This window comes from Paraburkholderia sp. BR10954 (assembly GCF_040965775.1).
GTDB classification, from domain to species: Bacteria; Pseudomonadota; Gammaproteobacteria; order Burkholderiales; family Burkholderiaceae; genus Paraburkholderia; species Paraburkholderia youngii.
In genome coordinates, this window is record NZ_JBFRCK010000002.1 from 335,352 (window position 1) to 347,061 (window position 11,710).

Consider the following 11,710-nt stretch of genomic DNA (forward strand, 5'->3'; position numbering starts at 1 on the left):
CATTACACCATAGGTAGGGCCTGAAAAGAACCGCAGGCCAACCCGGTAGCGGGCCGGCGCACGCGGGGCGTCTGCGCATGTCGCGATTATCGTTAGAATGGTGAAGACCCGATGACATGCGCGCCCGCTGACGGCGCCGCATTGGCCGGGAGCGGGCGCCGCGGGCGCTCGCGGCTGCGATGCCATTGAGCTAAAATTTTTCGTCATGCTAGATCCTCGCGCACAAACCCTCCTCAAAACGCTGATCGAGCGCTACATCGCCGAAGGTCAGCCGGTCGGCTCGCGCACGCTGTCACGTTACTCGGGCCTCGAGCTGAGCCCGGCCACGATCCGCAACGTGATGTCGGACCTCGAGGATCTGGGGCTCGTGATCAGTCCGCACACGTCGGCGGGGCGCATTCCGACGCCACGCGGCTACCGTCTGTTCGTCGATACAATGTTGACGGTCGAGTCCGCCGCCGACGAAGAAGCGGTGATGCGCGCGGTCAAAACCACGCTGCAGGTGGGCGAGCCGCAGAAGATCGTCGCCGCGGCGGCGAGCGTGCTGTCCAACCTGTCGCAGTTCGCCGGTGTGGTGCTCACACCGCGCCGCAGCCACGTATTCAAGCAGATCGAATTCATGCGCCTGTCCGACAAGCGCATTCTGCTGATCATCGTGACGCCCGAAGGCGACGTGCAGAACCGCATTCTCGCCACCCAGCGCGACTTTTCGCCTTCGCAGCTGGTGGAAGCCTCCAATTACATCAACGCGCACTTCGCGGGCCTCTCGTTTGACGAAGTGCGCCGCCGCCTGCGCGAGGAAATCGACGAGCTGCGCGGCGACATGACCTCGTTGATGCATGCGGCCGTCACCGCGAGCACCGACGAATCCGATACCGGCGAGACTGTGCTTATCTCCGGCGAGCGCAATCTGCTCGAAGTCGCCGATCTTTCGTCGGACATGGCGCGCCTGCGCAAGCTGTTCGATGTGTTCGACCAGAAGACCAGCCTCCTTCAGTTGCTCGACGTGTCGAGTCACGCGGCGGGTGTGCAAATTTTCATTGGCGGCGAATCGACACTGGTGCCGATCGAGGAAATGAGCGTCGTCACCGCGCCGTACGAGGTCAACGGCAAGATCGTCGGCACGCTCGGTGTTATCGGTCCGACCCGCATGGCCTACAACCGCGTGATTCCGATCGTGGACATCACCGCGCGGCTGTTGTCCATGACGCTCAGCCAGCAGTAGTCATCGCGCTCCGCGGCGCCGCCGTCATCGCAGCCCGTGCCGGCCATGATGCGCGAACGGGCGGCCTCTGCCAATCGTCCGAATGGCCAGGGTCCGGCGACGCCCGGCCGAACCCGCGCCGCTATAATGAATCTCCATTGAATCGACTCGCCGCGTGAAGCGGTGACTTCTGCTGCCTATGCGCTTCGACCTCGAGCGGCCATCACAGAACGCCACGTCGCATCGCGTCGCCGTGTTGCTGATCAATCTCGGTACGCCCGACGCGCCGACGCCGCGCGCGGTGCGCCGCTATCTCGCGCAGTTTTTGTCCGATCCTCGCGTGGTCGAAATTCCCGCGCTGCTGTGGCAGCTGATTCTGCGTCTGCTGATCTTGCCGTTTCGCGGCCGCAGCTCCGCCAGGAAGTACGCGGCGGTGTGGATGCCTGAGGGCTCGCCGCTGCGCGTGCACACCGAAAAGCAGGTCGAGGGTTTGCGCCATCTGCTGCAAGTCAACGACTACACGGTGCTGGTCGACTACGCGATGCGCTACGGCACGCCCGGCATTCCGGCAATGCTGAACCAGCTGAAGCTCGCCGGCACCGAGCGCGTGCTGCTGATGCCGATGTATCCGCAGTATTCGGCGTCGACCACCGCGACCGCGTTCGACGAAGCCTTTTCCGCGCTCAAGCGCATGCGCAACCAGCCGGAAATCCGCACGGTTCGCCAGTACGCCGATCACCCGGCGTATATCGCGGCGCTCGCTGCGCAGGTGCGTCATCACTGGCATCTGCACGGCCGCCCCGATTTCGCGGCGGGCGACAAGCTCGTGCTGAGTTTCCACGGCGTGCCCAAGCGCACACTCGACCTCGGCGACCCCTATCACGAGCAATGCCAGCAGACCGGCGCGCTGCTGATGCAGGCGCTCGAATTGACGCCGGTCGAATGCCGCATCACGTTCCAGTCGCGCTTTGGCAAGGCCGAATGGCTGCAGCCCTACACGGCGCCGACGTTGAAGGAACTCGGTGCGGCAGGCGTGCGGCGTGCTGACGTGTTTTGTCCGGGTTTCACCGCCGACTGCCTCGAAACGATCGAGGAAATCGGCATGGAAGTGCGCGACGAATTTCTGCAGGCGGGTGGCAAGGAGTTTCACCGGATCCCCTGTCTGAATGCGTCTCAGCCGTGGGTTGCCGCGCTCGGCGAAATCGTCGCGCAGCACCTGCAGGGCTGGCCGGTGCAGGCGGTGCCGGTGCCGCACACGACAGGGGCTTGAATACGCAGATGAACTACCGCATTTCAACCGAACCGGGCGCGAAACTGCGCATCGACAAATGGCTGTGGGCCGCGCGCTTCTTCAAGACGCGTTCGCTGGCCGCGGATGCGGTCGACAAGGGGCGGGTGCGCATCGGCGGCGCGGCCGTGAAGCCGGCCAAGGACGTGCGTGTCGGCGATCTGGTCGAAATCGAGATCGAGCGCTACGTGTGGCAGGTCGAGGTGCTGGGCGTGTGCGACGTGCGCGGCCCGGCGAGCGTGGCGCAGACGCTTTACGTTGAAACCGCGCAGAGCAAGGAGAAGCGGCAGGTCGAGCAGGAACGGCGCAAGGTGTATCACGAGCCGGCCGCCGCGCTGCACAGGCGACCGACGAAACGCGACCGGCGCACTATCGACAGATTTTCGGGTGGGAACTAAAAAACTGCTCGACCGTGGCGTGTGCGCCACCGTACTCGGTGGTGTGGTCGTTAACCGCGCCGGACATGCAGATGGTCGTGGTGCCCGCGATCAGTACCAGTGCGACCACCCCGATTGCAACGGTCAGTTTCACGGTACTCCCCTCGATGGGCTGAAACGGGCTATCGGAACGACTGTCAGGTGTCGGTAAGGCTTACGTCAAATTAGGGTTAACGTGCGTTGCCGCTCCATGACTGGAGAATAGGTCAGTTGCGGGCCGCACTCAATCCCTATCTGATTGCGCCACGTGAATGCCTGTTACGGCGCATTTCGCCTGCACGACGGTGGTGCGAAAAAACCTCGGAGCCGCTTGAAACGGCTATTTCAGGCCCCATCTGGGGTCCGGTCTGGCGGATCGGCGCGAAGACACCTGTCGCGATTTTGCAAAGCACGAATCGTACTGTGTCGGAACGGCTTTTTCCGTCTTTGCTTTTACTTTTTAACGACTTTCAGCGACATGGAAAACACGCAAGAGAACCCGACGAGCCAGAATCCCACGCCCGCCGACGAAGCCGCGCGCCAGGCCGCCGAGGCGGCTGAGGCCGCCACTCAACAGCAGGACACCGGCGCCACCACTGAATCCGCCCAGGCTGCCGCCGAGCAGGCGCTGGCCGACGCTCAGGCGAAGATCGCCGAGTTGCAGGAAGACTTCCTGCGCGCGAAGGCCGAAACCGAAAACGTGCGCCGTCGCGCTCAGGAAGACGTCGCCAAGGCGCACAAGTTCGCGATCGAGAACTTCGCCGAGCATCTGCTGCCGGTCGTCGACAGCCTCGAGGCGGCCGTCGCCCATTCGTCCGACGACCTGCAGAAGGTCCGCGAAGGCGTCGAGCTCACGCTGCGCCAGTTGAGCGGCGCGCTCGAGAAGGGCCGCGTCGTGGCCATCAATCCGGTCGGCGAGAAGTTCGATCCGCATCGCCATCAGGCCATTTCGATGGTGCCGGCCGACCAGGAGCCGAACACCGTCGTCGCGGTGCTGCAGAAGGGCTTCGTGATCGCGGATCGCGTGCTGCGTCCCGCGCTCGTGACCGTCGCGGCGCCGAAGTAAGCACGTCGACGCGCATCCCGGGCGTCTGCGCCGGCGGCGTCTGCCTCGTCGCTTCGCATCGCCGCGCGCCGCAAAACATCCAGTCGATTCAGGCACTTCCGGCGAACCCCGCCGGGGGCGCCGTGCAGGCTGGCGGAGCGGGCTCGCAGCAAGGATTCACGAGCCCGCCCCTTGATTGAAAAAAATTAAAGACCGCATCGCAATAGAGGTCTTGAAAACGATGTGGCCGCACTTATTTTGAGTGCAGGTAGGAATTGAGAGCGGATCGTCCCGCCGCCAGATGGGCCAACCGGGCGCTTTCCGCAGCGATCAAAGTCAGGAGATTTGTAAAAATGGGCAAAATCATCGGCATCGACCTCGGCACGACCAACTCGTGCGTGGCGATCATGGAAGGCAACTCGGTCAAGGTCATCGAGAACTCGGAAGGCGCGCGCACCACGCCGTCGATCATCGCTTACATGGAAGACAGCGAGATCCTGGTCGGCGCGCCGGCCAAGCGTCAGTCGGTCACGAACCCAAAGAACACACTGTTCGCGGTCAAGCGCCTGATCGGCCGCCGCTTCGAAGAGAAGGAAGTGCAGAAGGACATCGGCCTGATGCCCTACAAGATCATCAAGGCCGACAACGGTGACGCATGGATCGAAGTGCGCGACCAGAAGCTCGCGCCGCCGCAAATCTCGGCCGAAGTGCTGCGCAAGATGAAGAAGACCGCTGAGGACTACCTCGGCGAGACCGTCACGGAAGCCGTGATCACGGTGCCGGCGTACTTCAACGACAGCCAGCGTCAGGCGACCAAAGATGCAGGCCGCATCGCCGGTCTGGAAGTGAAGCGGATCATCAACGAACCGACCGCAGCCGCATTGGCATTCGGTCTGGACAAGGCTGAAAAGGGCGACCGCAAGATCGCCGTGTTCGACCTCGGCGGCGGCACGTTCGACATCTCGATCATCGAAATCGCAGACGTCGACGGTGAAATGCAGTTCGAAGTGCTGTCCACGAACGGCGATACGTTCCTCGGCGGTGAAGACTTCGACCAGCGCATCATCGACTACATCATCGGCGAGTTCAAGAAGGAACAGGGCGTCGATCTGTCGAAAGACGTGCTCGCGCTGCAGCGCCTGAAGGAATCGGCTGAAAAGGCCAAGATCGAGCTGTCGTCGAGCCAGCAGACCGAAATCAACCTGCCGTACATCACGGCCGACGCGTCGGGTCCGAAGCACTTGAACCTGAAAATTACGCGTGCGAAGTTGGAAGCGCTGGTTGAAGAACTGATCGAGCGCACCATCGAGCCGTGCCGCGTGGCCATCAAGGACGCGGGCGTGAAGGTCGGCGAGATTGACGACGTGATCCTGGTCGGCGGTATGACCCGTATGCCGAAGGTGCAGGAAAAGGTGAAGGAGTTCTTCGGCAAGGACCCGCGCCGTGACGTGAACCCGGACGAAGCCGTGGCCGTTGGTGCCGCGATCCAGGGCCAGGTGCTGTCGGGCGACCGCAAGGACGTGCTGCTGCTCGACGTGACCCCGCTGTCGCTCGGCATCGAAACGCTCGGCGGCGTGATGACGAAGATGATCAACAAGAACACCACGATCCCGACCAAGCACGCACAGGTCTACTCGACGGCTGACGACAACCAGAGCGCCGTGACGATCAAGGTGTTCCAGGGTGAACGCGAAATGGCAGCGGGCAACAAGCTGCTCGGCGAGTTCAACCTCGAAGGCATTCCGCCGGCACCGCGCGGCGTGCCGCAGATCGAAGTGAGCTTCGACATCGACGCGAACGGCATTCTGCACGTCGGCGCGAAGGACAAGGCGACCGGCAAGGAAAACCGCATCACGATCAAGGCGAACTCGGGTCTGTCCGAAGCCGAAATCGAGAAGATGGTGAAGGATGCCGAAGCGAACGCTGAAGAAGATCACAAGCTGCGTGAGCTGGCCGACGCCCGCAACCAGGGTGACGCACTCGTCCATAGCACGAAGAAGGCGCTGACCGAGTACGGCGACAAGCTCGAAGCGGGTGAGAAGGACAAGATCGAAGCCGCGTTGAAGGAACTCGAAGACACGCTGAAGAGCAGCTCGAGCGACAAGGCCGCGATCGAAGCGAAGATCGAAGCGGTGGCCACGGCCTCGCAGAAGATGGGCGAGAAGATGTACGCCGACATGCAGGCTGCGCAAGGTGCCGAAGCGGCAGCGGGCGCGGCGGGCGGTGCGGGTGCCGGTGCATCGGCGGGCGCGAGCCAGCAGGCCGACGACGTGGTCGACGCTGAGTTCAAGGAAGTGAAGAAGGACTAAAGCCAGGTCGGCATCCGACCGTAAAGCCGTGCACAGCGATGTGCGCGGCCCGGCTGCACGAGATCGGCGCCCTTTGGGCGCCTTGAGTGCAAGAGCGGTTTTTCGCGCCTGGCGAGCCTTTTGGGCTCTCCGGGCACGTTCGTTTTATGGAGGGCGTTGTTTTGAACCGTGTCGAGACGCGGCGCAGACAGCGGCCGGACGAGTCGTGAGACTCCACAGCATTCACAAGGAGCTACCGCGTCGCTTTGCGCGGCGGCGTTGAACCGATATGGCGAAACGGGATTACTACGAGGTTCTGGGCGTCGCAAAGAACGCGAGCGACGACGAAATCAAGAAGGCTTATCGCAAGCTCGCGATGAAGCACCACCCCGACCGCAATCCGGGCAACAAGGATGCGGAAGAGCATTTCAAGGAGGTGAAGGAAGCCTATGAAATGCTGTCGGATTCGCAAAAGCGCGCCGCGTACGATCAGTACGGTCACGCGGGCGTCGATCCGAACATGGGTGGGGCCGGTGCGCAAGGTTTCGGCGGCTTTGCCGATGCATTCGGCGACATCTTCGGCGACATCTTCGGCCAGGCGGCCGGCGCCGGCGCACGCGGAGGCGGCCGCGCGGGTCCGCAGGTGTATCGCGGCGCGGATCTGCGCTACAGCATGGAAATCACGCTCGAGCAGGCCGCACACGGCTACGACACGCAGATCCGCGTGCCGAGCTGGGTTTCGTGCGAAGTCTGTCATGGCTCGGGCGCGAAGCCGGGCACCAAACCGGAAACCTGCCCGACCTGTAGCGGCTCGGGTTCGGTGCGCATGTCGCAGGGCTTCTTCAGCATCCAGCAGACTTGCCCGAAGTGCCACGGCAGCGGCACCTACATCCCCGACCCGTGCAATCACTGCCACGGCGCGGGCAAGGTGAAGGAAACCAAGACGCTCGAAGTGAAGATTCCGGCCGGTATCGACGACGGCATGCGCATCCGCTCGGCCGGCAACGGCGAGCCGGGCATCAACGGCGGTCCGTCGGGCGATCTCTACGTCGAAATTCATATCAAGCAGCACTCGGTGTTCGAGCGCGACGGCGACGATCTGCATTGCCAGATGCCGATCCCGTTCACCACCGCGGCGCTTGGCGGCGATATCGAAGTGCCGACGCTGGCCGGTCGCGCGACCTTCACCGTGCCGGAAGGCACGCAGTCGGGCAAGACGTTCCGTTTGCGCGGCAAGGGCATCAAGGGGCTGCGTTCGAGCATCGCCGGTGATCTCTACGTGCATGTGCAGGTCGAAACGCCGGTCAAGCTCACCGAAGCGCAGCGCGACCTGCTCAAGCAGTTCGAAAAGGCGCTCGTGGAAGGCGGTGCGCGGCATAGTCCGCAGAGCAAGAGCTGGTTCGATCGGGTGAAGAGCTTTTTCGATTGATCTGATTTGGCGGTCAGCATGACGGTGGACAGGCGCGGCGCGGTGTTCGCGCTGCTTGACGATTGCGGTGCAACGGCGGCGCGTCCGTCGAGCCGCTTGTACACGGGCTTCGTGCGCGAGCGGGTCTGCACCGCGGCGGCGCAGCTCGAAGCGGTGTGCGACAGCGTCGCGGCCGATACCCGCAATGGCCTGCACGCCGTCGTGCTGGCCGACTATGAATTTGGTCGTGGGCTCGTCGGTATCGACAAGCTTCGGTCCACTGAAACGCAGCGTGGCAATGCCACGCTGCGTTTTTTATTGTTCGAACGCTGTGCGAAGCTTGCGCGCGACGAGGTCGACGCGTGGCTGATGACGCGTGACAACGGTGCTCCGGAGCCGTCGGTCGCGGGCACGGCGAACGTGCGCGAGAGCGTCGATCGCGCCGAATTCGATGCGTCGATCGACGCGATTCACGCTGCGCTGCGCGCGGGCGATTCCTATCAGGTCAACTACACGTACCGCCTCGGCTTCGACGTGTTCGGCTCGCCGCTTGCGTTCTATCGGCGTTTGCGCGCGCGCCAGCCGGTGTCGTTCGGCGCGCTGATCGCGTTGCCCGACGATGCGTGGGTGCTGTCGTGTTCGCCCGAATTGTTCGTCGAGAAGCACGGCCCGACGTTGCGCGCGCGGCCGATGAAGGGCACGGCGCCGCGCTCGCAAGATCCCGCCATCGACCGCGGCAACGCCGAGTTCCTCGCCACCGATCTGAAGAACCGCGCCGAGAACGTGATGATCGTCGATCTACTGCGCAACGATCTGTCGCGGGTTGCGCGGATCGGTTCGGTCAATGTGCCGGCGCTGTTTTCGGTCGAGCCGTACGCGTCGGTGTGGCAGATGACGTCGACAGTGGAGGCGACGTTGCTCGACGGCACCTCGTTCGCGACGATCCTGCGCGCGCTCTTTCCCTGCGGTTCGATTACCGGTGCGCCGAAGCATCGCACGATGCAGCTGATCGACGAACTGGAAAGCACGCCGCGCGGACTTTATACCGGCGCGATCGGCTGGCTCGATGCGCCGGACGATGATCAGGATTGTGGCGAGTTCTGCATGTCGGTCGCGATCCGCACGCTGACATTGACCGCGTCGACGGCGCAAGCGAGCGGCACGGACAGTCTGCGCGGCAGCATGGGCATCGGCGCGGGCATCGTGCTCGACAGCGTGGCCGCCGACGAGCACGAGGAGTGTCGATTGAAAGCACGTTTTCTGACCGGCGCCGAGCCCGGCTTCGAACTGTTCGAAACGATGTACGCAACGCGGGAAGACGGCGTGCGGCATGTCGAGCGGCATTTGCGGCGCTTGTCGTCGAGCGCCGCGACCCTTGGCTTCGGGTTCGACGAAGCGCGCATTCGCGAGGAGATTTCAGCGCGGTGCGCCACGCTGCCGGCGCAGACGCCGCATCGTATGCGGCTCGCGTTGAGCAAAAGCGGTGTGACGCAGATCACCGCCGCGATACTTACGCCGTTGGCGGATGCGGTCGTTGGGGTTCTGCTCGGCCCCGAAGCGCAGTTCGCGCCGACCCAGGCCGCCGATCCGCTGCTGCGCCACAAGACCACGCGCCGCGCCGACTACGACCGCGGCTGGCGCGAAGCCGAGGCGAAGGGCGCCTTCGATACGCTGTTCTTCAACGAACGGGGCGAACTGACCGAAGGCGGCAGATCGAACGTGTTCGTGAAGCTCGCAGGACGATGGTGGACTCCGCCGCTCGCGTCGGGCGTGCTGCCTGGCGTGATGCGAAGCGTATTGCTCGACGGGGCCTCGGACCTGCAGGCGGGTGAAAAAGTGCTGACGCAGCAGGACGTGCTGAACGCCGAAGCGCTGCTCGTGTGCAACGCGTTGCGCGGCGCGATACCCGCACGGGTTGTTGCATAGAGCGCTGAGACAAACCGGAATGCCGCGCGCCCGCGCGGCAAACATACATCAGAACGTGTGCTCGGCGCCTGGGAACGTGCCGTCCTTCACCGTCCGCACATACGCCTCGACGGCCGCCTGAATGTTCGGCTGTCCCTGCATGAAATCTTTCACGAAGCGCGGCCGCTTGCCGGGGAAAATCCCGAGCATGTCGTGCAGCACGAGCACCTGACCCGAGCAGTCGAGACCCGCGCCGATGCCGATCGTCGGAACGCGCAGTTGCCTCGTGACCTCGCCCGCGAGTTGAGCCGGGATCGCTTCCATCAACAGTGATTGCGCGCCGGCGGCCTGCATCGCGAGTGAATCGCGCAGCAGCTGGCTCGCGCCCGCTTCGGTCTTGCCCTGCACCTTGAAGCCGCCGAATGCATGCACCGACTGCGGCGTCAGACCCACGTGCGCGCACACCGGAATCGAGCGCTCGACCAGAAACCGCACCGTATCCGCGAGCCATTCTCCGCCTTCGAGCTTGACCATCTGCGCGCCCGCGCGCATCAGTTCGACCGAACTCCTGAACGCGTCTTCGCGCGTGCCGTACGTGCCGAACGGCAGGTCCGCCATGATCAGCGCCGACGGCCGCGCGCGCGAGACGCTCGCCGTGTGATACGCGATGTCCGCCAGCGTCACGGGCAGCGTGGTCGCCTGGCCTTGCAGTACGTTGCCGAGCGAGTCGCCGATCAGCAGCACGTCGACGCCCGCGCGATCGAGCAGCGCGGCGAAGCTCGCGTCGTAGCAGGTGAGCATCGCGATCTTTTCGCCGGCGTCGCGCATTGCCTGCAGTTTCGGCACGGTGATCGCGCTCCGGCTCGCTTCCTGCAAATAAGTCATGGTCAATCCAGTGAGAAAAATGAACTAGCCGCGCCGCTCACAGCGACGTGGCTTTGACAAAGAATTCCTTGCGGCCGCGCATCGTCTCGATGCGTTCGGCGAGCAGCGCAAGGTCCGCGTCGGAGTCGAGCGGATTCAGGTGTTCGGCGTTGACCGTCAGCACGGGCGTGCGGTCGTAGTGGTAGAAGAATTCGTTGTACGCGTCGCATAGCGCGCGCAGATACGCATCGGAAATCTGCAGCTCCATCGGCACCGCGCGCTTCTGGATGCGCGCGAACAGCACCTCGGGACTCGCCTGCAGATAAACGACGAAGTCCGGCTCCGGCGCGCTGACGTCGAGCCGCGCGGCAAGCGCGCGGTACAGCTGCCACTCGTCTTCCTGCAAGGTCAGACGCGCGAAGATGTCGTTTCGCTGCGTGATGAAGTCGGCGATCAGCGGTGTTCCGCTCGCCCGCGCGGCGCCCACTTCCTGCGCCTGCTGCGCGCGTTGCAGCGCGAAGTGCAACTGCACAGGCAGCGCATAGCGCGCGGTGTCGCGATAGAAGCGTTCAAGAAACGGATTGTCCTGCGGGCGCTCGAACAGTTCGTGCATCGACCAGCGTTGCGCGAGGCGCCGCGCGAGTGAGGTCTTGCCGACGCCGATCGGCCCCTCGATCGCGATATAGCCGAACGGCGGGCGCAGCTGCGGCGCGGTGACCGTGAGCGGCGGCGAACTCATTCGCAGCGGCCCTTCTCGGCGGAATTACCGGTGAGTGCATTGAGCATCGGACACTGGCAGGGGCCCTTCACCTTCTCGATGCGCTGATCGCTGACGCTATCGAGCAGCGCGGCGGCCCGGCCATGTTGCGGAATCACGATCGCCGCGTCGATCTCGACCAGCGGCACCAGCGCAAACGCGCGCTCGACGAGGCGTGGATGCGGCACGATCAGATCGGCTTCGTCGATCGATTGATCGCCGTACAGCAGGATGTCGAGATCGAGCGTGCGCGGCGCATTGCGGAACGGCCGCTCACGGCCGAAATGATGCTCGATCTTGTGACACAGCGCGAGCAGATGCCGCACGGGGAGCGTCGTCTCCAGCTTCACGACGCAATTGAAATAGTCGTCGCCGCCCGCGTCGATCGGGGCGGTGCGATATAGGCTCGATTTGGCGAGCACGGTGATGGTGTGCTGTTGTGCGAGGCACACCACCGCGTCTTTCAGGGTCTGGCGCGCGTCCCCGAGATTCGCGCCGAGGCCAAGATAAGCAACCGTCATGGCATAACTTCCTG

Annotated in this window: 11 protein-coding genes; 7 read left to right on the forward strand and 4 right to left on the reverse strand. The window is 63.9% G+C overall.

The features are described 5' to 3' along the window. The first annotated feature begins 205 nt into the window (after positions 1-205). The 3 genes from hrcA to AB4Y34_RS04265 all read left to right on the forward strand — a co-directional run bounded on the left by hrcA (position 206) and on the right by AB4Y34_RS04265 (position 2,890). Complete coding sequence (hrcA, locus tag AB4Y34_RS04255; protein ID WP_026227992.1) at positions 206-1,225, forward strand: heat-inducible transcriptional repressor HrcA; 1,020 nt, start codon at positions 206-208, stop codon at positions 1,223-1,225. 178 nt (positions 1,226-1,403) lie between these two features. Continuing rightward, positions 1,404-2,474: a ferrochelatase gene (gene hemH, locus AB4Y34_RS04260; RefSeq protein WP_176379031.1), complete on the forward strand. Its 1,071-nt coding sequence runs from the start codon at positions 1,404-1,406 to the stop codon at positions 2,472-2,474. 8 nt (positions 2,475-2,482) lie between these two features. Further along, positions 2,483-2,890: an RNA-binding S4 domain-containing protein gene (locus AB4Y34_RS04265; RefSeq protein ID WP_368715426.1), complete on the forward strand. Its 408-nt coding sequence runs from the start codon at positions 2,483-2,485 to the stop codon at positions 2,888-2,890. Here the strand turns inward: AB4Y34_RS04265 and AB4Y34_RS04270 are convergent. Further along, positions 2,862-3,023 carry a hypothetical protein gene (locus tag AB4Y34_RS04270; RefSeq protein ID WP_176109498.1) on the reverse strand — a complete coding sequence of 54 codons (162 nt, stop codon included), beginning with the start codon at positions 3,021-3,023 and terminating at the stop codon, positions 2,862-2,864. The genes AB4Y34_RS04265 and AB4Y34_RS04270 overlap by 29 nt on opposite strands. Positions 3,024-3,386: 363 nt before the next feature. On the opposite strand from AB4Y34_RS04270, the gene grpE reads away from it, so the two are divergent. The 4 genes from grpE (at position 3,387) to pabB (ending at position 9,575) form a co-directional block, all read left to right on the forward strand. Further along, positions 3,387-3,974 carry a nucleotide exchange factor GrpE gene (gene grpE / locus AB4Y34_RS04275; protein WP_176122491.1) on the forward strand — a complete coding sequence of 196 codons (588 nt, stop codon included), beginning with the start codon at positions 3,387-3,389 and terminating at the stop codon, positions 3,972-3,974. Between the two features lie 332 nt (positions 3,975-4,306). Then, positions 4,307-6,262: a molecular chaperone DnaK gene (dnaK, locus tag AB4Y34_RS04280; protein ID WP_176379033.1), complete on the forward strand. Its 1,956-nt coding sequence runs from the start codon at positions 4,307-4,309 to the stop codon at positions 6,260-6,262. Between the two features lie 268 nt (positions 6,263-6,530). After that, positions 6,531-7,670 carry a molecular chaperone DnaJ gene (dnaJ, locus tag AB4Y34_RS04285; protein WP_018431876.1) on the forward strand — a complete coding sequence of 380 codons (1,140 nt, stop codon included), beginning with the start codon at positions 6,531-6,533 and terminating at the stop codon, positions 7,668-7,670. A gap of 18 nt (positions 7,671-7,688) precedes the next feature. Then, entirely contained in the window at positions 7,689-9,575 is a 1,887-nt protein-coding gene (gene pabB, locus AB4Y34_RS04290; protein WP_368715326.1) for an aminodeoxychorismate synthase component I, read from the forward strand. Between the two features lie 48 nt (positions 9,576-9,623). Here pabB and panB read toward each other — a convergent pair whose 3' ends face one another. Genes panB through folK form a run of 3 tightly spaced genes read right to left on the reverse strand, consistent with a single transcriptional unit; the run spans position 9,624 to position 11,696 of the window. Continuing rightward, the gene (gene panB, locus AB4Y34_RS04295; RefSeq protein ID WP_368715327.1) at positions 9,624-10,439 is read right to left on the reverse strand and encodes a 3-methyl-2-oxobutanoate hydroxymethyltransferase; all 816 of its coding nucleotides are present in this window, start codon (positions 10,437-10,439) and stop codon (positions 9,624-9,626) included. 37 nt (positions 10,440-10,476) lie between these two features. Beyond that, the gene (locus AB4Y34_RS04300) at positions 10,477-11,157 is read right to left on the reverse strand and encodes a deoxynucleoside kinase (RefSeq protein ID WP_368715328.1); all 681 of its coding nucleotides are present in this window, start codon (positions 11,155-11,157) and stop codon (positions 10,477-10,479) included. Then, positions 11,154-11,696, reverse strand: a complete 543-nt coding sequence (gene folK / locus AB4Y34_RS04305) for a 2-amino-4-hydroxy-6-hydroxymethyldihydropteridine diphosphokinase (protein ID WP_176379036.1) — start codon at positions 11,694-11,696, stop codon at positions 11,154-11,156. The genes AB4Y34_RS04300 and folK overlap by 4 nt, the downstream gene beginning before the upstream one ends. Positions 11,697-11,710 lie beyond the last annotated feature (14 nt).